This window comes from Allochromatium palmeri, from assembly GCF_009720725.1.
GTDB classification, from domain to species: Bacteria; Pseudomonadota; Gammaproteobacteria; order Chromatiales; family Chromatiaceae; genus Thermochromatium; species Thermochromatium palmeri.
Genome location: NZ_WNKT01000001.1, coordinates 188,912 through 213,072, shown reverse-complemented (window position 1 = coordinate 213,072; position 24,161 = coordinate 188,912). Strand labels below are relative to the sequence as shown.

General features: G+C 64.4%; 20 protein-coding genes. 8 read left to right on the top strand and 12 right to left on the bottom strand.

Annotated elements, in window-relative coordinates; translation table 11 throughout:
* Positions 1-41: 41 nt before the first annotated feature.
* A complete protein-coding gene (locus GJ668_RS00970) occupies positions 42-1,499 on the top strand; it encodes an SUMF1/EgtB/PvdO family nonheme iron enzyme (RefSeq protein WP_246194574.1) in 1,458 nt (485 codons plus the stop codon).
* 32 nt (positions 1,500-1,531) lie between these two features.
* On the opposite strand, the gene GJ668_RS00965 is transcribed toward GJ668_RS00970, so the two are convergent.
* The 5 genes from GJ668_RS00965 to egtB form a co-directional block, all read right to left on the bottom strand.
* The gene (locus GJ668_RS00965) at positions 1,532-2,611 is read right to left on the bottom strand and encodes a phosphotransferase enzyme family protein (protein WP_155448232.1); all 1,080 of its coding nucleotides are present in this window, start codon (positions 2,609-2,611) and stop codon (positions 1,532-1,534) included.
* A gap of 34 nt (positions 2,612-2,645) precedes the next feature.
* On the bottom strand, positions 2,646-4,892 hold the full coding sequence (locus GJ668_RS00960) for a RelA/SpoT family protein (RefSeq protein ID WP_155448231.1): 2,247 nt from the start codon (positions 4,890-4,892) through the stop codon (positions 2,646-2,648).
* Between the two features lie 72 nt (positions 4,893-4,964).
* On the bottom strand, positions 4,965-6,200 hold the full coding sequence (locus GJ668_RS00955) for a DUF1015 domain-containing protein (RefSeq protein WP_155448230.1): 1,236 nt from the start codon (positions 6,198-6,200) through the stop codon (positions 4,965-4,967).
* A 127-nt stretch (positions 6,201-6,327) separates the two neighbouring features.
* On the bottom strand, positions 6,328-7,323 hold the full coding sequence (gene egtD / locus GJ668_RS00950) for an L-histidine N(alpha)-methyltransferase (protein WP_425482463.1): 996 nt from the start codon (positions 7,321-7,323) through the stop codon (positions 6,328-6,330).
* A 32-nt stretch (positions 7,324-7,355) separates the two neighbouring features.
* Positions 7,356-8,648 (bottom strand): ergothioneine biosynthesis protein EgtB, encoded by a 1,293-nt coding sequence (gene egtB, locus GJ668_RS00945; protein ID WP_155448228.1) that lies wholly within the window; start codon positions 8,646-8,648, stop codon positions 7,356-7,358.
* Between the two features lie 199 nt (positions 8,649-8,847).
* Between egtB and GJ668_RS00940 the strand changes: the two genes are divergently transcribed.
* Complete coding sequence (locus GJ668_RS00940) at positions 8,848-9,510, top strand: LON peptidase substrate-binding domain-containing protein (RefSeq protein WP_155448227.1); 663 nt, start codon at positions 8,848-8,850, stop codon at positions 9,508-9,510.
* Between the two features lie 9 nt (positions 9,511-9,519).
* Here GJ668_RS00940 and GJ668_RS00935 read toward each other — a convergent pair whose 3' ends face one another.
* Both GJ668_RS00935 and GJ668_RS00930 read right to left on the bottom strand, forming a co-directional pair.
* Positions 9,520-10,230 carry a glutamine amidotransferase gene (locus tag GJ668_RS00935; protein ID WP_155448226.1) on the bottom strand — a complete coding sequence of 237 codons (711 nt, stop codon included), beginning with the start codon at positions 10,228-10,230 and terminating at the stop codon, positions 9,520-9,522.
* Between the two features lie 4 nt (positions 10,231-10,234).
* Complete coding sequence (locus GJ668_RS00930; protein WP_246194573.1) at positions 10,235-12,076, bottom strand: ATP-binding response regulator; 1,842 nt, start codon at positions 12,074-12,076, stop codon at positions 10,235-10,237.
* A gap of 140 nt (positions 12,077-12,216) precedes the next feature.
* Between GJ668_RS00930 and GJ668_RS00925 the strand changes: the two genes are divergently transcribed.
* Positions 12,217-12,543 carry a HesB/IscA family protein gene (locus GJ668_RS00925; RefSeq protein WP_155448225.1) on the top strand — a complete coding sequence of 109 codons (327 nt, stop codon included), beginning with the start codon at positions 12,217-12,219 and terminating at the stop codon, positions 12,541-12,543.
* 18 nt (positions 12,544-12,561) lie between these two features.
* Complete coding sequence (locus GJ668_RS00920) at positions 12,562-12,981, top strand: SufE family protein (RefSeq protein ID WP_155448224.1); 420 nt, start codon at positions 12,562-12,564, stop codon at positions 12,979-12,981.
* Here GJ668_RS00920 and GJ668_RS00915 read toward each other — a convergent pair.
* The 3 genes from GJ668_RS00915 to GJ668_RS00905 form a co-directional block, all read right to left on the bottom strand.
* Positions 12,978-15,101 (bottom strand): xanthine dehydrogenase family protein molybdopterin-binding subunit, encoded by a 2,124-nt coding sequence (locus tag GJ668_RS00915; RefSeq protein WP_246194572.1) that lies wholly within the window; start codon positions 15,099-15,101, stop codon positions 12,978-12,980. The genes GJ668_RS00920 and GJ668_RS00915 overlap by 4 nt on opposite strands.
* A gap of 10 nt (positions 15,102-15,111) precedes the next feature.
* Positions 15,112-15,576 (bottom strand): (2Fe-2S)-binding protein, encoded by a 465-nt coding sequence (locus GJ668_RS00910; RefSeq protein ID WP_155448222.1) that lies wholly within the window; start codon positions 15,574-15,576, stop codon positions 15,112-15,114.
* A 71-nt stretch (positions 15,577-15,647) separates the two neighbouring features.
* Positions 15,648-17,093: a TrkH family potassium uptake protein gene (locus tag GJ668_RS00905; protein ID WP_155448221.1), complete on the bottom strand. Its 1,446-nt coding sequence runs from the start codon at positions 17,091-17,093 to the stop codon at positions 15,648-15,650.
* Between the two features lie 287 nt (positions 17,094-17,380).
* On the opposite strand from GJ668_RS00905, the gene GJ668_RS00900 reads away from it, so the two are divergent.
* A complete protein-coding gene (locus tag GJ668_RS00900) occupies positions 17,381-17,749 on the top strand; it encodes a cupin domain-containing protein (RefSeq protein ID WP_155448220.1) in 369 nt (122 codons plus the stop codon).
* Between the two features lie 52 nt (positions 17,750-17,801).
* Here GJ668_RS00900 and nifA read toward each other — a convergent pair whose 3' ends face one another.
* Both nifA and nifL read right to left on the bottom strand, forming a co-directional pair.
* Positions 17,802-19,388 carry a nif-specific transcriptional activator NifA gene (gene nifA / locus GJ668_RS00895; RefSeq protein ID WP_155448219.1) on the bottom strand — a complete coding sequence of 529 codons (1,587 nt, stop codon included), beginning with the start codon at positions 19,386-19,388 and terminating at the stop codon, positions 17,802-17,804.
* A gap of 18 nt (positions 19,389-19,406) precedes the next feature.
* Complete coding sequence (nifL, locus tag GJ668_RS00890; protein WP_186342810.1) at positions 19,407-21,053, bottom strand: nitrogen fixation negative regulator NifL; 1,647 nt, start codon at positions 21,051-21,053, stop codon at positions 19,407-19,409.
* Between the two features lie 471 nt (positions 21,054-21,524).
* On the opposite strand from nifL, the gene rsxA reads away from it, so the two are divergent.
* From rsxA to rsxC, 3 genes are read left to right on the top strand one after another with little or no spacing between them, the layout of a single operon-like run.
* On the top strand, positions 21,525-22,100 hold the full coding sequence (gene rsxA / locus GJ668_RS00885; protein ID WP_155448218.1) for an electron transport complex subunit RsxA: 576 nt from the start codon (positions 21,525-21,527) through the stop codon (positions 22,098-22,100).
* A gap of 13 nt (positions 22,101-22,113) precedes the next feature.
* Complete coding sequence (gene rsxB / locus GJ668_RS00880) at positions 22,114-22,647, top strand: electron transport complex subunit RsxB (RefSeq protein ID WP_155448217.1); 534 nt, start codon at positions 22,114-22,116, stop codon at positions 22,645-22,647.
* Complete coding sequence (gene rsxC / locus GJ668_RS00875; protein WP_155448216.1) at positions 22,644-24,161, top strand: electron transport complex subunit RsxC; 1,518 nt, start codon at positions 22,644-22,646, stop codon at positions 24,159-24,161. Before rsxB ends, rsxC begins: the two co-directional genes overlap by 4 nt.

Here is a 24,161-nt window from a genome sequence, read left to right as displayed (position 1 = left end):
CATGCCGCCAAAGTCGGACAATCGACCGCATCACCGTCCCCATGCTGATCGAGACTGAACACACGCCGATGGCTGAGCAACCCGACTCGCAAATCTATTCCGACGCCGAGTCCGAACTCTTGCGCAAGACCCTGGAGCAGATGCGCCAGGAGGCGGAAGAGGAGATCCAACGACTCAATGCCCGACTGACTGAGCACAACTTTGTGCCCAACAACCAGGTCGCAACGGCCACCGAACGGCTCGCGTTCCAGCAGGAGCTGCTGATCATGCAGCAGTCGCTGGATGCCAAGGAGCAGGCGCTCGATCACATCACCGAGGAATGCCGGCGGCTCGAAGATGCCATGGAAGACAAGCATCTGGCGCTGGAGGGACTCAGGAAGGAGCTCGATCGCAAGGAGCAGTCACTCCAGGAGGCCCAGAGCGAAATTGAGCGCTTGCGTCAGGAATTACTGGAGACCAGTGGCACTGCCGCTCAGAACGCACCGGCACCAGCACCGGCTCAGACCGCTCCTGTGGTCGTCCGTAGCGGCTCGGTGACGCCGCGCTGGCTGCTCGCGAGCAGCGGTGTGCTGGTCGTACTGCTCACGGTCTCGGCGATTGCCAATATTTATCTAATGGGCGATCGCGACACGGCCCCCAGGCCCGATCAGCGTCCTGAAGTCGCCGCCCAGGTCGAGCCGCCTCCCAAAGGCCGCAACCCGCCCAAGGTGCAAACCGAACCGGCGGCGGCCCCATCCTCCGTGCCGCCTCCGGTGGTTGAGTCCAACCAGCCGCCGCGCATCCATCAGGATCGGCTCCGCGACGGCACGCCCGGGCCGGCGATGCTCGTACTCAGCGGCGGCACCTTCCGGATGGGATACAACAGTCTCGGCGGCGAGGACTACAGCCCGGCGCGTTCAGTCAAGGTCGATTCCTTCATGATGGCCGCCCATGAAGTCACCTTTCTGGAGTACGACCGCTTTGCCCGCGCCACGGGCCGCAAACCGCCCAGCGATCAGGGTTGGGGACGCGGAACACGCCCAGTGATCGGTATCAGCTGGGCGGAGGCCCGCGACTATACGGCCTGGCTCTCGCAACAAACCGGCCATCGCTATCGCCTGCCCAGCGAGGCTGAATGGGAGTTCGCCGCGCGCGCCGGAACCACCACGCCCTTCTGGTGGGGTCAGGACGTCGGTTCCAATCACGCGGTCTGTTTCGACTGCGACAGTCAATGGGATGACCGTTCCACAGCGCCGGTGATGAGCTTTCCGGCCAATCCTTTCGGCCTCTACGAAACGGCCGGCAACGCGCTGGAATGGGTCGCCGACTGTTATCGAGCACGCTATGAAGGCGCTCCAGACAACGGACGCGCCCTGCTCACCGGCAATTGCACCAACCGGGTCGCCCGCGGCGGAGCCTTCAACAAACCGGCGGACTCAATGCGCGCCTTCGTCCGCGCGCATTTTGCACCCGATACCAAGCTCAACATGCTCGGCTTTCGGGTAGCGCGTGAGCCTTGACGAAGGCACGTCTTTTCGGCGCAAGCCGTCGCTCAGGACCGGAAGGCTTCGACGATCACTGCGCGGATCGCCGCGTCCTGGCGCTCGATGTCGGCAACCAGGGCGAACTGGATCCGCGCCTTGATGAGATTGCGTCCCGGCCGGTCGACCTTGAAATAGCGATCACCCTGGAGATGATCAGTGAGAAAGCGCAGACCCAGCTCGAAGGGCATGACCCGGATGCCGTCGAACAGACAGTCGATGTCTTCACCGCTCAGCCAGTCGCGCGTGGCCTCGGCATAGCCGGCGAGGATCGCCCCGGCGAGCCTGAGATCGAACCGCACCCGCGCCGGATCGGTCTCGCCTTCGCCCAGGGCATTGCAGCAGGAACGCAGACAATCACCCAGATCGTGCTGGATCAGCCCCGGCTGGATGGTGTCCAGATCGATCAGCGCCAGGGCGCGCCGAGCGTCCTGGTCGAAGAGGATGTTGTCGAGCTTGGGATCGCCATGGGTGAGGCGTGGCGCGATCCGGCCTGAACGCACGGCCTGATCCAGCGTCTCAGCCAGATCCGACCGCGCCTCAATGAAGCGCAGGAGTGGGGCGATCTCGGTCGCGGCAGTCCCCGGTTCGAACAGCGCACGCAGACGCCCGAGATAGCCCGCTGTGTCGTGATAGCCGGGCAGCGTGACCGCGAAGTCCTCGACCGGCAGCGCCGCCGTCCAGCGATGGAAACACCCCAGCACCCGACCGACCTCGCGCGCCTGCTCGATGCTCTGGAGACGAGGCAGATTGCAGGTGTCGGGGACGAAATCCATCAGACGCCAGACGGCGCCTGTCTGATCGCGGACGCAACTCGTCCCGTCGCGGGTCGGAATCAGGGCCGGAACGTGCAGCCCGAGCGATTCGGGCGGCTCGGGATGACGCCCCAATCGCGCCAGATTGACCATGATCCGCTCAGGCTCGGGAAAGACATGCCCATTGAGCCGCTGAAGCACATAGGCGCGCCCACCGGCCTCCAGTCGATAGGTGTCGTTGATCAGCCCTCGCCCCAGGGGCGAGATGGCGCTGATCGGCGGCTCAATGGCAAAGTGCTGGCAAAGCCCCAGCAAGTGGCTGTAATCGGCGGTCATGGCCCCTGCACTCGATCCAATAGTTTCGCGATGATCAATGGAAACGGCGGACTTCATCGACCCCTGGAATCTGCTGGAGCTTGATCATGAGCCGTTCCAGATGCGCATTGTCCGCGACCTCGATGGTGAAACGCATCGAAGCGGTATCGGTGCTGCGCTCCGAGTGGGTCTCGACCCCGATCACATCGATATCGGCATCCGAGAAGATGGAACTGACATCGCGCAGCAAGCCCTTGCGATCGGCGGCCACGACGAGTAGATCGACCGGGTAGTGACTGCTGCCGGGCTGATCGGCCCAGTGTGCCTCGATCAGCCGCTCACGCTCATCGGCGCCCAGATGCCGGATGTTGCCGCAGTCGCGCCGATGGATGGTCACGCCGCGCCCGCGTGTGACGAAACCGATGATGGGATCATACGGGACGGGCTTGCAGCAGGGCGCCATCTGGGTCATGAGATCGTCGACGCCCTCGACCACGACATCGCTGCCCGAACCGTTCTTATGATGGCCCGGTTTGTGATGGCGCGGGGCGCGCGGCTTGATTTCAGGTTCGCGCTCGCGTTCCTTGGACTCCTCGCTCTTCGGCTCGCCAACCTGACGCGCGACCAGACCGACCGCCAGATCACCGCGCCCGATGGCCGCCAAGACATCCTCACCGCGCTTGAAGTTGAAACGCGGGGCAATCGCATCGAGGTGCGGCTTGTCGCCGATGCCGAGCCGCGCCAGCTCGCGTTCCAGCATCCCGCGTCCCTCGTGCAGATGCTTGTCGAAGTCCTGCTGCTTGAACCACTGGCGCACCCGGTTGCGCGCGCGGGCCGTGGTCAGATAGCCGTGATGCGGACTGAGCCAGTCGCGGCTCGGGGCCGCGTTCTTCTGGGTCAGGATCTCGACCGTATCGCCGCTGTGGAGTGTGTGATTGAGCGGGACGATGCGCTCGTTGACCTTGGCGCCCCGACAGCGGTTGCCGATCTCGGAATGGATGGCATAGGCAAAATCGAGCGGCGTGGCGTCCTTGGGTAGCTCGACCACCTTGGACTGGGGCGTGAGCACATAGATGTGCGCCGGTTCGAACTCGGCTTTGAAACGCTCCAGCCGCTCGCCGGCGGCTTCGTCCTCATTCTTGGTCTCCAGCCACTGGCGCATCCAGACCACGCGCCGCTGGAACTCGGCGTCATGGCCCTTGGCTTCTTTATACGCCCAGTGCGCGGCTACGCCGAACTCAGCATGCTGGTGCATGGCGTGGGTGCGGATCTGGACTTCCAGCGCCTTGCCTTCCGGCCCCTCGACCGCCGTGTGCAGCGACTGATAGAAGTTGCCCTTGGGCGTGGCGATGTAGTCGTCGAATTCCTTGGGGATATGACGCCAGAGTCCATGCACCACACCGAGCGCGGCATAGCAGTCGGCGACCGAGTCGACCAGGATGCGCACGGCGCGCAGGTCGAAGATGTCGTCGATGTCGACAGCCTTGCGCTGCATCTTCTTCCAGATGCTGTAGATGTGCTTGGGACGGCCGGTGATCTCGGCGCCGATGCCGAGTTCGTCGAACTTCTCGCGCAGCGTCGCCATGACGGCGGCGATATAGTGCTCGCGCTCCTCACGCCGCTCGGCCAGTAGCTTGGCGATGCGCCGGTATTCACCAGGCTGGAGATAGCGCAGTGACAGATCTTCCAGCTCCCATTTGATCTGCCAGATACCGAGCCGGTTGGCCAGCGGCGCATAAACGCGCTGGGTGTCGCGCGCGATCTTGGTGCGCCGCTCCGGCTCCAGATCCTTGATCGCGCGCATCAGATGCACTCGCTCGGCCAGCACCACCAGGACCACGCGCACGTCCTCGGCGATGCCGAGCAGCAGGCGACGCAGATTTTCCTCATGCTGGGGCTGATCCTTGGCGGCGATGACCGCTTCGACGTTGGCGAGCTGATCGATCCGGGCCAGATCGTCGACCATGCGCGCGAGGCCGGGGCCGAAGTCCTCCAGCCGCGTCGTTTCGCTCAGCTCGCCCGCGCTCAAGGCCGGACAGCCCTTGAGCAGCGCGGCGATCAGCGTCTCATGATCCATGCCCAAGCGCGCCAGGATGTCGGCGGTGGAGAGTCCGTGACGAATCGCGCTCTCACCAGTGTCTGGACGCAACTCACCCTGGCAGTGTGACAGGACGTCACAGGCACGGGCGAGGCGCTCGTGCTCGTCGGCCGGATAGTCGCCCTCCAGACTGTCGAGCCAATGGCGGATCGTCTCCGCGTCGTCGGTGTCCGGCTCGGGGAGGTTGTAGAGTGGTTTGACCATGAGATGCGCGCAGCCTCCAGCAATCAGCGATCGGTCTTGATCAGCCGAATGGGCCGACCTTTGGGCCGAGTCCTAAAGAACGAGGCTGACCAGCCCATCGGCGAGCTTGGGTTCGAACCAGGTGGATTTGGGCGGCATGACCTCGCCCCGGTCGGCCACCGCCATCAGTTCCTCCAGGCGGGTCGGATGCAGGGCGAAGGCCACGGCCATCTCACCCGAGTCGACGCGCGCGGTGAGGCCAGCCAGACCCCGGATGCCGCCGACGAAGTCGATGCGCTCGTCGCGGCGCGGATCCTGGATGCCGAGGATCGGGCCAAGCAGATATTCCTGCAACCGGCTCACATCCAGCGCGGCGACTGGATCGGTAGCGGGCGGGATCGTGTCGGAAAGCGTCAAGCGGTACCAGGCACCCTGGAGATACATCCCGAAGACGCCCGGACGCTCGGGTGAGACCGGCGTGTCGGACGGCTCGACAGTGAAGCACTCGGCGACCCGTTCCAGGAAAGCACCGACATCCAGGCCATTGAGATCGCGCACCAGTCGGTTGTAGTCAAGGATGCGCATCTGATCGTGCGGGAAGGCTACGGCAAGGAAGCCCTGATGCGCCTCGGCGGCCCCTCCATCCCCACACCGTCGCGAGGCCGCAACGCGCGAGGCGGCCGCTGAGCGATGATGCCCATCGGCGATGTAGAGACTGTCGAGCCGATCGAACGCCTGAGTCAGATGCTCGATCACATCGCGCCCGACCACCGGCCAGAGCTGATGGCGCACACCGTCGGCGGCGGTGATGTCGACCTCGGGCGGCGTGTCGGCGACGATGGTCGCGAGTGTCCGGTCGATGTCGGGCGTGGCGCGATAGGCCAGCAGCACCGGCCCGGTCTGGGCGTCGAGCGCCTGGATCTGGCGCACCCGATCATCCTCCTTGGACGGACGGGTGAACTCGTGCTTCTTGATGCGCCCGGCGTCATAGTCGGCGATCGAGGCCGAGACGACCAATCCAGTCTGGACATGCTCGCCCATGATCAGACGATAGACGGAGTAAGACGGCTCAGGATCGCGGACCAGCACGCCTGCGGCCAGCATCCGCTCCAGGCTCTCGCGTGCTTTGGCATAGACCTCGGGCGCGTAGGGGTCGGTATCCTCGGGCAGATCGACCTCGGCGCGCGAGATGTGCAGAAAGCTCCAGGGATGCCCCGTAACCAGACGCCGTGCCTCGGCGGTGTTCAGCACGTCATAGGGTGGCGCGGCGACTTCGGCCGCACGACCGGGCGCCGGACGCAGACCAGCGAAAGGTTGAATCAGTGACATGGCGCTTGCTCCCACACCATTGGCGGTTTGAAAACCATTGAGAACCTGATGGTATCAGGTTGCCTGGAAGCGATGAAAATAGCCGTCGCCTCGAAGCAACGACGAACGCCATGCCGTGTGACGGCGCTCAGGCATCCTCCACGCGCAGACAGTGGACGCTGAACAGCTCGCCCGCGTCGGTCCACACCTGCTCGGAGACGAAGCCTGCCGAGCGCGCGAGCCGCTGGAAGTCCTCGATGCCGTATTTATAGGAGTTCTCGGTATGGATGCTCTCGCCGAGCCGGACGTCGAAGACCTGCCCGGCGACGCGCACGCGCTGATTGCCCCGACTGACCAGATGCATCTCGATACGGCTGGCGTCCTCGTTGAAGACAGCGCGATGACGGAAGGCGTCGACCTCGAAATCGGCCCCCAGCTCACTGTTAAGCCGGGTGAGCAGATTGAGATTGAACGCGGCTGTGACGCCCTGGGCGTCGTTGTAGGCCGCTTCCAGCACGGCGCGCTCCTTCTTGAGATCCACCCCGATCAGCAAGCGCCCGCCCGGACCCAGCACACGCCCCACGCGCTTGAGGAAAGCACGCGCCTCGTCCGGATCGAAATTGCCGATGCTCGATCCGGGGAAGAAGGCCGCCAGATCGCGCCACTCGGGTTCCAAGGGCAGCTCGAAGGGTCCGGAATAATCGGCACAGGCAGCGCGGATCGACAGCTCCGGAAAACGCTCGGCGAGCGCCTGGGCCGATTCGAGCAGATGGGCCCTGGAGATGTCGACCGGGATATAGACCCTGGGCCGCAGAGCCGCGAGCAACGTCTGAATTTTGAGACTGCTGCCGCTCCCCAACTCGATCAGCACACAGCCGCGTCCAAGCTGCTCGGCCATCGCCTCGCCATGATCGCGCAGGATCTGGATCTCGGTGCGGGTCGGGTAATACTCGGGCAGTTCGGTGATGGCGTCGAACAGCCGCGAGCCCTGCTGATCGTAGAACAGCTTGGGCGGCAGCCGTTTGTGTGGTTGGCTCAGTCCCTCCAGCACCTCGGCGCGCACGTCGGCCGTGGTCGGATGGAAGTCGAAGAAGCGGATGCGTGACTCGACGCGCTCGCCCGATCCGGTGTGTCCCTGTGTCATCGATGAAGCCTGTAATGCCGCTGTGTCCAGTCTCATGCGCCCACCTCCGCCAGTCGGAAGCCCATGAACTGCCAGCGCTCCTGGGGATAGAAAAAGTTACGATAGGTCGGGCGGATATGGTCGCGCGAGGTCGCGCAGGAGCCGCCGCGCAGCACCATCTGGTTGCACATGAACTTGCCGTTGTACTCACCGAGCGCACCCGGTGCGGCGCGATAGCCTGGATAGGGCAGATAGGCCGAGCCGGTCCACTCCCAGACGTCGCCGAAGAGCTGTTTCAGCCCCTCGCCACGCTGAGCCGGACGCGGATGCAGCCAGCCGTCGTCGACGAAATTGCCCGCGATCGACTGACCGTGCGCGGCCTGCTCCCACTCGAACTCAGTCGGCAGACGCTTGCCGGCCCAGGTGGCGTAGGCATCGGCTTCGTAATAGCTGACATGGCAGACCGGCTCGGCTGGATCGAGCGGCCGCATTCCGGAGAGCGTCATCAGCCACCATTCGCCATCACGCTCTTCCCAATAGAGCGGTGCACGCCAGCCCTGTGACTTGACCGTCGCCCATCCATCCGAGAGCCAGAGTCCGGTGTTCTGATAGCCGCCGTCCTGGATGAACTCCAGGAACTCGCCATTGGTCACAGGACGGTCGGCGAGCTTGAAGGGCGCGACGAACACGCGATGGCGGGGTGCTTCATTGTCGTAGTGGAAACCTTCGCGCTCGGTGCCGACCTCGATCAGACCGCCTTCGAAGTCGAGCCACTGGAGCGGCGCGGGCAAGCTCGCGGACGCCACAGGCAGATCAGTGCGATAGGCCGGTCGCAGTGGGTTATGGGCAAAGTGGCGCTTGATGTCGGTGACCAGTAGTTCCTGATGCTGCTGCTCATGATTGAGTCCGATGCGCAGGCGGAGCTCGACGGTCGGCCAATCCGACTCAGCACACTCAGCGATCAGACGCGCCATGGCCGCATCGACATGCCGCCGGTAGTCGTACACTTCAGCCACGGTCGGACGCGCCAGCAGGCCGCGTTCGTGACGCGGCCAAAAGCCGGTGCCGGTCTGTTCGTAATAGCTGTTGAACAGATACTCGAAACGCGGATGGAAGACCTGATAGCCCGGCAGCAAGGGTCGCAGCAGAAAGGTCTCGTAGAACCAGGAAACATGGGCCAGATGCCATTTAGGCGGGCTGGCCTCGACCACGGTCTGCAAGCCATAGTCCTCGATCTCCAACGGCTCGCAGAGTTGCTCCGAGAAACGGCGCACCCGCGGGTACTGCTCGGCGAGTGACGCACGCGCGGCGTCGATCCGGTCCTGGGTGGCTGATGTATCCGGCATGGTTCCCTCTCAGTCGATAAATAGGCGCCCGTCTGGCGCGTTCGGCCTGGAAGGTGCGGCCGGGCGCGGCAATTTCCAGGTTCGAGACTGGTGATTCGATCACAATGCCCCATCATAGGGCATGTACAGCGCCAACACGCGCGCTTGCTACGCCTTTCCAATAGGATTCATCGGACGCGGTTCGACTGGAGCTCCATTGATGACTCGTACTCCGTTCTTCCCCAAGTTCTCCGACCTACCCCCGACGTTGCAGCTGTTCCCGCTGGCCGGCGCGGTAGTGATGCCGGGCGTGCAACTGCCGCTGAACATCTTTGAACCGCGCTATCTCAGTCTGGTTGCCGATGTGCTGGCCTCGCATCACTTGATCGGGATGATCCAGCCGACCAGTGAGACGCTGATGGAGGATGTCCCGGCGATCCATCACGTCGGTTGTGCCGGGCGCATCACCTCCTACAGCGAAACCCCGGATGGGCGCATCATGCTGGTGCTCACCGGGGTCTGCCGCTTCCAGGTGTCGCACGAAATCGAGGAGCACAACGGCTATCGTCGCGCGCAGGTCGACTGGGAGCGCTTCGCTGCCGACTGTCATGACGACGAGGGACGCATCCCCGATCGCCCCGGCTTTCTCAGCTCGCTCAAGACCTATTGCAGCCTGCACGGCGTCGAGATCCCCTGGAACGACATCGAGAAGATGGCCGATCAGGATTTGACCAACCTGCTGTGCGCGCATCTGCCGCTCAGTCCCGAGGACAAGCAGGCGCTGATCGAAACCTTGCCAATGGCCGAGCGCGCCGCCCTGATGCGCGGACTGCTCGACATGGCCTCGGCCTCCAGCATGCGCGTGGCCGAGCATCGGCATTGAGGCCGCGCATCACGGATGAGCGTCGACGGCCGTTAGCCAGGCGTCGAAGAACCGCTGACCCTGCTGCTCCAGGGTTGGCGCCAGACGCGCACTCTCGGCGCGCAAGTCCGGTATCGAGATTCCGGCACCGGCCAGCTCGCTGGCATGACCGATCAGCCAGCGTTCGAGCTGGCCGGCGCGTACCTCGGGATGACACTGAAGCGCCAGCGCCGAGCGTCCCCAGGAGAAGGCTTGATTGGGATACAGGTCGGTGGAGGCCAGTCGCGTCGCGCCCGCCGGCAGATCGAAGGTATCGCCATGCCAGTGCAGCATCGAGGTCAGGGCGCCATCCACATGCGCCAGCGGTACAACCTGCCCCTCCGGCGACAGATGCAGCGGCATCCAGCCGATTTCTTTGCGCGGTCCCGGATAGACACGCGCCCCGAGCGCCCGCGCCATCAGCTGTGCACCGAGACAGATCCCAAGCGTCGGGCGGTCGGCCTGCAAGCGTTTTTCCAGGAGGCGCAGTTCGTCGCGGATGAAGGGATAGTTCGACTCCTCGTAGGCGCCGATCGGCCCGCCCAGCACGACCAGCACGTCCGGCTCACTGGGGTCGAGGTCATCGAGTTGATCAACACCGGCCTCCAGATAACGCAGACTGAAGCCGCGCTGAGCCAGTACCGAGGCAAAAGACCCCAGGTCTTCAAACGCCACATGCCGAATTGCGACCACGGTTTTCATGCGTTCATTGCTCCACAGACTCGAGTAACGCCAGCAGCGCCTGACGTCCAAGCGGTTTAACCAGATGCTCATCGAAACCGGCCGCCAGCGAGCGCTCGCGGGCTTCTTCGTGACCGAGTCCGGTCAGGGCGACCAACTTCAAGCACTCAGGGTCTGGATACTGGGCACGCAGCCGCCGCGCGATCTCCAGCCCGTCCATGCCGGGCAGGCCGATGTCGAGCAGCGCCACGCGCGGACACTGCTGCCGCGCCAACTCCAGTGCCTCGGGACCGGAGCGGGCGACAGCGACCGGGTAGCCCAGGATCTCCAGCAGCATCGCCAGAGCGTCGACCACGTCCGGGTCGTCGTCCACCACCAGCACCTGTGGCTTCTCGCCGGATGGCGACGCGGCTGGCGCGTCCAGGCGCTTGTTCAGACTCGACGGCGGCGCGCCAGTCAGGATCGGCAGCCGCAGGCAGAGCTCGGTTCCGCGCCCCAACCCTTCGCTGCGCGCGTCCAGACTGCCGCCATGCAGTTCGGTGAGCCGGCGCGCGATGGCCAGGCCCAACCCCAGACCGCCGCTGGCGGTATCGCAGGCATGCGGCCCGCGCGTGAACAGACCAAAGAGCGAATCGAGCTGTTCGGCTGTCATCCCCTGACCATTGTCGCGCACCTCGATCAGCACAGATTCACCCTCGATCCGGGACTCAAGGCGGATCTCGCCGCGGGGTGGCGTGTAGTTGGCGGCATTGACCAGGATGTTGAGCAGAATCTGTGACAGCCGCACCGGATCGCCCAGAACGCGCCACGCGGACGGGGGCAGCCGACAGACGAAACGGTGCCGATGCTCGTCCATGAGTGCGCGTACACCATCGGCGGCCTGCTGGAGCAGTTCACGCACCTGAAGCTCGACCGTTTCCAGCTCGATGCGCCCCTGCACGATCCGCGACACATCGAGCAGGTCGTCGAGCAGACGGCCCATGTGCGCCGTCTGGCGGTCAAGCACCTTGATTGCCCAGTTGACCCGCGGATCTCCGTTGACGCCCAGCGCCTGCAGGATCTCGACAGCATGCCGGATCGGCGCCATGGGATTGCGCAACTCGTGCCCGAGCACGGCCAGGAACTCGTCCTTGCGCCGCTCGGCTTCGCGCCGGTCAGTGATATCGATGATGGCGGCCACGGCGCGCACCGGATAACCGTTTGGATCGCGGATGAAGGTCGCATTCACCAACGCCCAGACCACGGTACCGTCCTTGCGGACATAGCGCTTCTCGGTGAAATAATCGGTGTCCAGTTGCAGCACCGCGCGCCGGAAACGTCGCCGGTCGTGCTGGCGATCTTCCGGGTAGGTGAGATCCAGAAAGGACATCCCGAGCAATTCATCGGCCTCGTAGCCGAGGATCCGACACAGACGCTGGTTGACCCGCAGCACGCGCCGGGTGCTCGGCTCGATGACGGCCATGCCGACCGTCGCCAGATCGAACATGAGTCGAAACTGGTTCTCGCTCTCGCGCCGTGCCTGCTCGACACGCCGTGTTTCGGTGAGATCGAGTACGCCGACGAAGACGCCGGTCGTCTCGCCCGCCGTGCCGAGCATGGGCGTCAGGATCAGATCGAGCCGATGCGCGTGCATGGCGCCGGCGAGTTCAATGGTCTGGCGAACCGGCTGACCATTAGCAAACACCTGGCGCGCCAGCGGCATGAACTCGGGGCTGGTCGTCAGATCCGGTGGCGGCGTCTGCGGATCATTTGGGGTCTGGAGCCAGTTCAGACACAGCGCCGTATCCAGCACGCCCAGGGCGACTGGAACCTGGATGGCGCTCTCGGACAGGGTGGGCGAGGACTGAGCGAGCGAATCGGAACGCAAGAGAGGCCTAAGCACGGAGGACGGGATCAATGGCGTGGACGATACCTGCTGTCCGGATGCGGTTCAACCTTGAAAAAGCGCCGCGGCGGATGCAAATTCAGCCCCATCAAGTGATCATGATTTTCAACGAGGTTAGAGCGATGACAGTCACCTTGACCGAGGCGGCGGCGCGACACGTCGCCATCCAGCTCGAACAGCGCGGGCATGGCCTGGGTCTGCGTGTCGGCACCAAGAAGAGCGGATGCAGCGGATTCACTTATGCGGTCGACTATGCCGACGAACTCAGCGACGACGATCGAGTGTTCGAGAGTCATGGCATCAAGGTCGTGGTCGACGACGCGAACCTGGAGCGTCTCGACGGACTGGAGATCGATTTCGTCACGACCAATCTGCTCAACCAGGGCTTCGAGTTCCGCAATCCGAATGCCAAGGATCACTGCGGTTGCGGCGAGTCCTTCCGTGTCTAGTCGCGCGTGGTGTGTGGCATGAATGAGGACATCAGCGAGATCATCGAGAACTTCGAGCTGCTGGGCGACTGGGAGTCGCGCTATCAATATCTGGTTGAACTCGGCGAGCGTCTGCCGCCCATGCCGGGCGCGGACAAGACCGACGCCAACCGTGTCGTCGAGTGCATGAGCCTGGTGCATGTGGCGGCCCATCCGCATCCGGAGCACTCCGGGCGGCTGGCCTACTGGGGCGACTGCGACACGGCTATCATCAAGGGCGTGGTCGCCCTGCTGGTCGGACTCTTCTCCGGCAAGACCCCGGACGAGATCGACGCGCTCGATGTCGACGCGCTCTTCCAGGGTCTGCAACTCGAAGAGCATCTGAGCCCCAACCGCCATGTCGGTGTCTATGCCATCGTCAATAAGATGAAGGCGCAGGCGCGCCTGCTGGCGGTTTAGAGCCGGATCGGCAGGGTTCTGAACGGCCGGCCGAGCAACGCCAGGAGCGCATTGGCCACGGCCGGCGCCACCGCCGGCGTGGCGATGGAGCTGACCCCGCCGGGCGGGGCATCGCTGTCGATCAGGATCGACTCGACCTCGGGCATCTCGTCGAAGCGCAGCAGTGGATAGTCGCCGAAATCGGCCTGCTCGACCTGGCCATCGCTGAAGGTAATCGCGCCCTTGAGCGTCGCGGTCAGCCCGAAGACGATCCCGCTCTCGATCTGCGCCCGCACCGCATCCGGATTGACTACCTGACCGCCGTCCAGCACAGCGACGAAGCGCCGTGCGCGTATCTTTCCGTCCTCGACTGAGACCTCCGCCAGCAGGGCCAGACGGCTGCCCATGGCCTCGACCAGCGCCAGCCCGCGTCCCTGCCCCTCGGGCACGGGTGCGGCCCAGTACTCGGCGAGCCGGTCGAGCAGCGCCAGATGCGCTGGACTCTCGGCCAGCAGCTGCCGGCGCAGTTCCAGTGGATCGCGCCCGCCCGCCCGCGCCAGCTCATCGAGAAAGCACTCGGTTGCAAAGGCATTGTGCGAATGACCATCACCGCGCCAGAGTCCGATCGGGACCGGCGTGTCGGCGCGTCGGTACTCCAAGCGTCGATGCGGCAGTCGATAGGGCAGGCTCACCGCTCCGTCGGTCATGAGCGAATCGATGCCGTCGCGAAGACGCCCTGGATCGCGTCGCGCGAGCACTGATGGTCCCACGACACGATGGAACCAGGCCACAGGTTCGCCCGCTGCATCGAGTCCACCGCGCAGTCGATGCAGTGTCATGGGTCGATAGTAGTCGTGCTGCAGATCGTCGGCGCGCGTCCAGATCACCTGAACCGGCCGCCCGAGCCGCTGTGAGAGTTCGACAGCGTCCTGCACGAAGTCCTGCTCACGCCGCCGCCCATGGCCGCCGCCGAGAAAGGTGGTGTGCACCCGGATACGCTCGGCTGACAGTCCGGTGAGATGCCGCGCTGTCTCGCGCGTGGCCGCAGGCGATTGGGTCGGCACATGGATGTCACAACCGTCCGGGCGCACGTCGGCCGTGCAGTTCATCGGCTCCATGCAGGCATGAGCCTGGAAGGGCACCTCGTAGACCGACTCGATCTCCAGTGCCGCCCTGGCCAGGGCGCGACTCACATCCCCTTCCTTGAGCGCCACGGGCGCGCGTCCGTTCAGACCGATACGCAGACGTGAATGCAGGCGCTCGGTCGTCACCGCCGTATTGACTCGGGGCCGACACTCGACCTCCAGACGCGCGTGCCCGGTCAGCGCCGCCCAACTGGTCTCGGCCACGACCGCGATCCCATAGCGCACCGCAAATACATCGATCACGCCGGGCACCGCGTGCGCGGCCTGCCCATTCCAGCCACTGATCTGAGCGCCGATGACCGGACAGCGCGCAATCGTGGCATAGAGCATCCCCGGCAGCCGGACATCGAGTCCGAAATGCGCCGCGCCGCGCACCTTGAGCGGGGTGTCGAGCCGGCGCGGGCTGGTGCCGATCAGGGTCCAGTCGGGCTTGGCCTTGAGTTCGACCGATGACGGGGCCGGCAGACGGGTCGCCGTAGCGGCCAGCTCGCCATAGGTGAGACGGCGTGTCCCATCTGCATGATGAACCTGTGCCCGGCGCGCCCGGCATTCCGATTCGGGTACGCCCCAGGTTTGAGCCGCTGCCGCGATCATGAGCGTTCGCGCCAGAGCGCCAGCCTCGCGCAGGGTGTTCCAGGCATCGCGGGTGGAGGTGCCACCGCCGGTCGCCTGCTCGCCCAGCAGATAATTGACATAGGCTGGAGCGACAGGCGCCGGTTCGATCTGGAGCTGATCGAGTCCGACCTCCAGCTCCTCGGCCAGCAGCATGGCCAGCGAAGTCATGACCCCCTGCCCCATCTCCGCGCGTGCCAGCCGCACCTGAATGCGACCATCGGCATGGATATTGATCCAGGCATTGGGTTCGAACGGGTCCGGGGATCTGGGGGCCGCCGGCTCATTTGTCTCCGCACGCGCCGGCCAGACCCAACCCAGCGCCAGCCCGCCACCGCTCAGGGTGACGATCTTGAGCAGATCGCGCCGCGTCAATCCTTTCATCGACCCGGAGTCAGCCACCCTGGACCTCTGGTGTGGCCGCCCGATGGATGGCGCGACGGATACGCCCATAACTGCCGCAGCGGCACAACACCTCAGACATGGCCGCATCGATCTGCTCGTCGCTCGGACGCGGATGTCTGGCCAGCAGCGCCGCCGCCGTCATGATCTGACCCGACTGGCAGTAGCCGCACTGAGGCACCTCTTCCAGAACCCAGGCCAGCTGCAACGGATGACGCCCATCGGGAGACAGTCCCTCGATGGTTTGGACCGAACGCCCTTCGACGGCCGACAACGGCGTGGAGCAGGACTTGACCGGCTCGCCGTCGAGCCACACGACACAGGCACCGCAGGCGCCCTCGCCGCAGCCGTATTTGGTGCCAGTCAGTCCGAAATGGTCGCGCAGCACCCACAGCAGGGGCGTGGCCGGATCGAGCGCGAGCGCCTGCGGCTCGCCATTGAGCGTCAAGTGGATCATGGGTCTGAGACCGAGCAAACGAGAGACGCACTAGCATTACAGATTTCGTGCCCAGGCGGAAGAAAGGCGACTCAATACCGCCAGAAGGCCGGCGTGAACAGGATCAGCAGGGTGAAGATCTCCAGCCGCCCCGCCAGCATGCCGAAGATGCCCAACCATTTGACCACCGAATCGACCGTGGCGAAGCTGGCGGCCACCTCGCCGAGTCCTGGACCGCAGAGATTGACGGTGGTGAAGGCCGCGCCAAAGGCCGATTCGAGATCCAGACCCGCCGCCATCATGGCTACCGTCAGCAGCAGACAGGTCGCGACATAGAGGACATAGAACCCCCAGACCGAGAGCAGCACGTCGTCCCTGGCGACGCGCTGACCGACCTTGATCTCCAGCACAGCATGCGGATGGGCGAACTGGAGCAACTGACGCATACCCAGCTTGAACAGCAGCATCACGCGCAGCACCTTGATCCCGCCCGCCGTAGAGCCACCACAGCCGCCGGTGAACGACAGGATGACCAGCACCAGCGGAATGTGCAGCGGCCAGTCGCCGAAGGTCGCGGTGCCAAACCCGGTGCTGGTCAGGATGGAGACGACCTGAAAGGTTCCATACCGCAGTGATGACAGCGCATCGGCATAGACGCCCGCCCAGTACAGACTGGCGGCAATGAAGAGCGAACCGCCGAAAAAGATCAGACCGAAGACCCGCGTCTCCGGGTCGCGCAGATAGGCGCGAACGTCCAGATCACGCCAGACGACGAAATGGATGGCGAAGTTCACGGCCCCGGCCAGCATGAAGACGATGGCAATCGATTCGATCAGCGGGCTGTCGAAGTACCCGATACTGGCGTCATGGGTCGAGAAACCACCGGTCGCTACGGTGGTGAAGGCGTGGCCGACAGCATCGAACACAGTCATGCCGGCCAACCAGAAGGCTAGCGCACAGGCGGCCGTCAGACCGAAATAGAGCGACCAGAGCACGCGCGCCGTTTCGCCGATACGTGGTGTCGGTTTCTCGTGCTTGGTCACGCCCGAAGCCTCGGCGCGGTAGAGCTGCATCCCGCCCACGCCCAGCAGCGGCAGGATGGCCACCGCCAGCACGATCACACCCATGCCGCCAAGCCACTGGATCTGCTGACGATGATAGAGGATCGACTGCGGCAGCCGGTCGAGTCCGGCGATGACGGTCGCCCCGGTGGTGGTAAACCCTGAGATCGACTCGAAGACCGCATCCGTCAGACTCAAATGCAGCCCGAAGATGAACGGCAGCGCACCGACCAGCCCCAACAGCGCCCAGAACAGCGCAACGATCAAAAAGCCGTCATGGACCGAGAGTTCGCTGTTGGCGTGGATATTCGGCAGCCATAACAACAGGCCCGTGCTCGCGGTCATCATCAGCGAATTCAGAAAGACGAGCCATTGACCATCCTGGTACAGCAGCGCCAGGGCCAGCGACGGCAGGAAACTCAGGCTGTAGAGCATCAATAGGAGGCCGAACAGCCGGATGATGGCGCGCCAGTGCATGATTCAACCGTTATCGACCCAATGTGAGACCTGAGAACACAACCCGACCCGGACGGTCAGAGAAGCGCGGATACTTTCAAGATGGATGTGGCGCGTCAAGTCGCCTCAGTGTTGCAGGCGAGCACCTGATCGCGCCCTGTTGAGCACGGCGGCGTTGAGCAGAACGCTGAATTCGATGCGAATGTTTCTCAGTTGCCAGCAACTTCGGTCCTTGATATCTTCCCCTGGCATGGAATATGCAAACTCCAATTCAGCATAACTAACTGTTACTAGAGGTATTTTGATCCATGAGCGATGCAACCTGGCAGATTTTTCAACTCGGCGACCTGCTCGGCAAGGTCGAGCGTTCGGGCGTGAGCCTCAAGGAATTCCTGCGCACGCCCTCGCTGTCCTGCTCGATCTATCATCTGCCGGTCGGCTCCAGGGACATGTCGAGCGCGCACGAGGAAGACGAACTCTATCTGGTCCTGGAGGGCAAGGCCCATCTGCGCATCGACGACAGCGAGCATCATGTCGAGCGCGGGACGCTGATGTACGTCCAGGCCGCCTGCGATCACGCCTTCTTCGACATCCAGGAAGACCTGACCGTGCTCGCCTTCTTCGGCGCGCCGGTGTCGATGCCGGCACACGGCCGACGCCATCGGCACGGCGCTTGACCGACGTGGATCGACCGGCCTCCCAAGTGCGCCGGTCGCGAGCGCCGCGCCATCAAAACTGCCGTACCTTGATATTGAGCGTCTGGATGCGATAGGCGATCTGGCGCGGGGTCATGTTGAGCAGACGCGCCGCTTTGGCCTGAACCCAGCCGGCTTCTTCCAGCGCGGCGATGACACGCTCACGCTCGTCGAGATCCGGGTCGTTGAAATCAATCGCGCTGCTCGGCGCGCTCATCGCGGCCGTCGAGCGCGCCGGTTCGGACGCACTGGCGGCCAGGTCGATGCCGGTGAGCTGGATGACATCGCGGTCGATGAGACCGTTCTCGCTCATCACCGCCGCGCGCTCCATGCAGTTCTCCAGCTCGCGTACATTGCCCGGCCAGTCGTAGCGCATCAGCGCCCGGAGTGCGCTGTCGGTGATCTGAATCTCGCGCCCCTGCATCCGCGCCACCTTGGTGACCAGAAAGCGCGCCAGATCCGGGATGTCCTCCATGCGCTCGCGCAAGGCGGGCATGCGAATCGGCATGACATTGAGCCGGTAGTAGAGATCCTCGCGAAACTCCCCGGCACGCACTTCGGATTCCAGATCACGGTTGGTGGCGGCGATCACCCGCACATCGACCTTGAGCGTGCGCCCGCCGCCGACGCGCTCGAACTCACCCTCCTGCAACACCCGCAACAGCTTGGCCTGAAACGCGGGTGTGATCTCGCCGATCTCATCGAGAAAGAGCGTGCCGCCGTCGGCCTGCTCGAAACGGCCCTTGCGCTGCGCGACCGCGCCGGTGAAGGCGCCCTTCTCATGCCCGAACAGCTCGGATTCGAGCAGATTGTCGGGCAACGCGGCACAGTTGAGCTTGACGAAGGGCGCGCGGGCGCGCGGCGAGTTGTAGTGGATGGCGTTGGCGATCAGTTCCTTGCCGGTACCTGACTCGCCACGGATGAGCACCGTGGTGTTCCATTTGGCGACCTGGCGCACCTGCTCGAACACCAGCCGCATGGCATCGGCGCGGCCGATGATGCTATCGAAACCATGCGTACCGCGCACCTCGCGCCGCAGCTTGTCGCGCTCCTCACGCAACGCCTGCTGCTCGGCCTCGACCGTGCGCGCCAGTCGCACCGCCTGACCGATGAGGTTGGCGACCATCTCCAGAAAACGCGCGCGGTCGTCGAGCAGTTCGGCACCCACCGGCGGTTGGGCCACGAACACGCCAATCGCCTGCTCATCGCTACGGATGGGCACGCCGATGAAGGGCCGGTCCGGATCATAGAGATTGAGCCGGTCGAGAAAACGCGGCTCATCGCCCAGACGCGGCAGCACCCAGGGCGCGTTGGCGGTGAGGATATGGCCGATGACACCCTCGCCGGGACGGTAGCTGACGGCCTCGAAGGGTTCGGCGTCCTGGCCGTGGAGGGCGCTGATCAGAAGTTCGCCACGCTCCTCGTCGAGCAGCGACACCAGACCATGACGCAGACTCGCGCACTCGTGCAGCACGCCGAGCACCTCGCGTAGGGTCTGACGCAGGTCGAGCGAACGGCTCAGCACGCGGCTGACCTCGAACAGCGCCGCGAGTTGTGATTCGAGCAGGGCAAGCCGGCTCGTCTCCCCGAATTCGCCAGGGACGGTTGGATTGAAGCTCATGGATCGATCAGTCAAGGTTCAGTCGTCCGCAAAGACAGCATTCAGGGACAGTCGCATCAGACAGCCGCCGGTGAAATCGGGATCGACCTCGATCGATCCGCCGTGGGCATTGACGATCTCCTGAGACAGAGCAAGTCCCATGCCGGACCGACCGCGCCGGTCGCGCCAGCCGATGTGGAACGGCTCAAAGACACGATAGCGATCCTCGGACGCGATGCCACGGCCGTTGTCCTGGATCTCGACTTCCACGCCCCGGTCGAGCGGGCGCGTGGTCAGAACCAGCTCACGGTTGGCGCGCCCGGACTCGCGCAGTGCCTGGATGGCATTGTCGATCAAGTGCTTGAACATGGCGCGCAACTGATTCTTGTGGCCGTTCAGCTCAGGCAGCAGGGTCGCCGGACGCCAGTCGACAACGATGCCATCCGCCAGCAGGCGCTGGGTCTCCAGTTCGAGCACCTGACGCAGCAGCTTGTTGACATTCACCCGCACTCCGGCCTCGCGCGTTTCCTCGGGCAGCGCGGCGGTCAGGGTGGCGAGCGCCTTGATCCCGGACTCATTGATCTGGTCGAGCAGGGTCGCCAGGATCTCGGGATGGCCGACACCGTCGCGCAACATGCCGCTGGCGGCCTGGATAACGTTGAGCGGCACCTGGATCTGATAGACGGCGGCAGCCAGCGCCTCGCGCATGCCGTGCATGAGCTGTTGCTCGGCCAGACGCGCGCGCAGGTTCTCCAGATGGGCGCGCTCGATTTCGCGGCGGCGGCTGGTGATGTCGTTGGCCAGCAGCAGCAGACGGCGCTCGCCGGGCATGGATTCGCCGAAATAGCTGCGGGCGCTGGCGTCGGACTCGTCGACCGGGTTGAGCGAACAGGCGAACCAGCGCGTGCTTGATTGGCCACGGATGTCGAGACTGACCTCGATGTTCTTGAAGGCGCGCCCCTGCTCCAGGCAGGCAACGAAGGGATCGAGTCCGAGCTGTTCGCCGAGCGCGGCGCGCAAGACCTCAGCCGGCTCGCGCCCCTGAAGCTCGCCGAGCAGACGCTTGTATTCCTGATTGTCCAGAATCACCCGGCCGGCGCTGTCGAGCAGGGCCACGATCACGGGCGCGGCATCGAGTACGGTCTCCAGGCGTGCCTTCTGTTGGTGCAAAGCGCCTTCCAGCGCGTGCACCTTTGTCACATCGCGGTGCATGCCGAGGAAGTATTTGAGCTCACCGTCACGGTCGATGACCGGTGTAATGATCAGCTCGGCCAGATAGTCCCCGCCCCACTTGGTGCGATTGACCAGGGTACCGCTCCAGGTCTGACGCGCCTGGATGGTGCGCCAGAGCTGTTGGTAGATGTTCGTAGGCGTGGCGTTGTTGGAGAGGAGCGACTCGTTATGACCCAGCACCTCGTCGCGCGTGTAGCCGGTCAGTTCCTCGAAGGCGCGGTTGGCGTAGAGGATGATCGCCTGCGCATCGGTGATCGAGATGGCGATCGGCGACTGCTCGACGGCCTCGAAGAACAGCAGCGGCGGCAGCGGATCGGCGCTGTTGCCGCCCATGCGCGCCAGGGCTTCCACCACCTCGGGCGGGGTGCCGTCGGGCGGCGAGGCGATGAACTCGCCGAGCGTGTTGAGGATCTCGGTCGATGGGATGGATTCCGGGGCGGATCGGGCCGGCACGGGTAGCTCCTGAGTGGACGGCGGATGACGGTTCACTGTAACGCATTTAGCAAAAAAGATACCAGATGGAGCGACAGGTATGGCGAGGTCTGCCTGTTTGGGCGCTCACTTGTTCAACACACCATGCCCAGGGGCAAGCCATAGACAAACTCCCGTAGAGACATGGGGCTTGTACGTTTTCTAACAATTCAAAGAGTACGCGACAAACCTGGCCGTCGCTAGCGCCACAGCCGCTATCGTTGCGGCCATCTTGCCGCCCGACCAGTCGCCGCGATGTCGTCTATCCAACGAGCCGCATCAACCAAATAAAGCAAATTTAATCAATCACCTAAAAAGAACTGCCAGGCGTCCTGTCGCACCAGCACAAGACCGCACGAACATCGGTTCCCGAACACTGATCGCGCGTCATTGAAGCTGGCACCTCCTTTGCATAAAACACTGTCATCAATGACACGCAGGGGTTTTGGTGCGATGGGCGAATATCTCATGCTGATCCTGGCCACCGCGTTGGTGAACAACGTGGTGCTGGTCAAGTTTCTCGGACTCTGCCCCTTCATGGGGGTGTCGGGCAAGCTCGACTCGGCGCTCGGCATGGGGCTGGCGACCACCTTCGTGCTGACCCTGGCGGCGGTGGCCGGCTGGGTGCTGGAGCACTATCTGCTCGAACCGCTCGGACTCGGCTTTCTGCGCATCCTCACCTTCATTCTGGTCATCGCGGCCGTGGTGCAGTTCACCGAGCTGGCGATGCGCAAGATCTCGCCGACGCTCTATCAGGTGCTGGGTCTCTATCTGCCGCTGATCACCACCAACTGCGCGGTGCTGGGCGTGGCACTGCTGAATGTGCAGGAGGAGCACGGCTTCCTCGAAAGCGCGCTCTATGGGTTGGGATCGGCACTCGGTTTCACCCTGGTCATGGTCATCTTCGCCGGGATGCGCGAGCGTCTGGCCCTGGCACAGGTGCCGCGCGCCTTCGCCGGTGCGCCCATCGCCTTCGTCGCCGCCGGGCTGCTGTCGCTCGCCTTCATGGGCTTTGCCGGACTGGCTTAGGAGTCAAAACATCATGTTCGCCGCCATCGTCAGTCTCAGCGTACTCGGTCTCGCCCTCGGCGGTCTGCTCGGACTCGCCGCGCGCTATTTCAGGGTCGAGGGCAATCCACTGACCGAACAGGTCACCGCCCTGCTGCCCGGCTCGCAATGCGGCCAATGCGGCTATCCAGGCTGCGCTCCAGCCGCCGAGGCCATCGCCTCCGGCAGCGCGCCTGTGACCCTCTGCCCGCCCGGCGGACGCGCACTGGCCGAGGAGCTGGCCGGCCTGCTCGGTGTCAGCGTCGATCTCTCGGGCGTCGCTGACAAACCGCCGCTGATCGCGCATGTCAACGAGGGTCTGTGCGTCGGTTGCACCAAATGCTTCAAGCGCTGCCCGACCGACGCCATCATGGGGGCTAATAACATGATCCACACGGTCTTCGCCGACGCCTGCATCGGCTGTGAACTCTGCGCCGAGGTCTGTCCGACCGAGGGTATCGAGATGCGCCCACTGGCGCCGAGCCTCCAGAACTGGTACTGGCCCAAGCCACAGGACGCGCTTCAATGAAACTCTTCAAGATTCGCGGCGGTGTCCATCCTGATGACCGCAAACGCCTGGCCTCGGAGCAACCGATCGAGACGCTGCCGCTGCCGGATCTGCTGCACATCCCGCTGCAACAGCACATCGGCGCGCCCGCCAGCCCGGCGGTGCGGCGCGGTCAGCGCGTAGCCAAGGGCGATCTGCTGGCCCAGGGTCAGGGGATGATCTCAGCGCCGGTGCATGCCCCGACCTCGGGGCGCATCATGGGCGTGGGCCAGTATCCAGCCCATCATGCCTCGGGACTCTCGGTACCGACGATCACGCTTCAGCCCGATGGCGAAGATCGCTGGAGCGACGCAATCCAGGGCGTTGATGACCCCTTCGCGCTCGAACCCGAAGCCATCGCCGCGCGCGTGGCCGCGGCCGGCATCGTCGGACTGGGTGGCGCGACCTTTCCCTCCGCCGTCAAGCTCGATCTGCGCAAGCGCTACACGATCCAAACGCTCGTTATCAATGGGGCCGAATGCGAACCCTACCTGACCTGTGACGACCGCCTGATGCGCGAGCACTCCGAAGCCGTGATCGACGGCATTCGGATCATGGCCCAGGCGCTCGGTGTGACTCAGATCGTCATCGGTATCGAGGACAACAAGCCCCAAGCGCAGGCCGCGATGGCGGTCGCCGCTTCGATCGACCCCAACATTCGGATCGCGCGGCTGCCGACCCGCTACCCGATGGGGTCGGAGAAACATCTGGTCCAGACCCTGACCGGACGCGAGACTCCGGCGCGCGGTCTGACCGCCGATATCGGCGTGGTAGTGCACAACCCGGCGACCGCCTTTGCCGTGCACGAGGCGCTGCGCTTCGGCTATCCGCTGGTGGCGCGCGTGGTCACGGTCAGCGGTAGCGCCATCAGCCGTCCGGCCAATGTGCGCGTGCCGCTTGGCACCAGGGTTCAGGATCTGATCGCGCATTGCGGCGGCTTCAAGGAGGAGCCGACGCGCCTGATCAGCGGCGGCCCGATGATGGGCCAGCCGCTGCCGAGCACGCGCGTGCCCATGGTCAAGGGCAGCAATGGCGTGCTGGCACTCACGGCCGCCGAGACCGGCCAGAGCGACGTCCGTCCCTGTATCCGCTGCGCCACCTGTGTCCAGGCCTGCCCCTGTGGCCTGGTGCCGCTGGAGATGGTCGCGCACATCCACGCTGGCGATCTGGAGGGCGCGGTCAAGCGCGGTCTGATGGACTGCATCGGCTGTGGCTCCTGTGCCTATGTCTGTCCGGGTCATATCCCGCTGGTGCAATTCCTCAACCATGCCAAGGGCGAGATGGCCGCGCGCGGTCGCTCCAAACAGAAGCAGATGGAAACCAAGCGCCTGGCCGAGCAGCGCACCGCACGCATGGAGGCGATCAAGCGCGCCAAGCGCGAGCAGATGGAGCAACGCAAACGCGAGATGGCGGCGCGTAAAAAAGCTGAAGCCGAGGCCGCACAACAGGCCGCTGCCGCTACGACCGAACCTGTCGCCTCCGAGACGGAGTCCTGA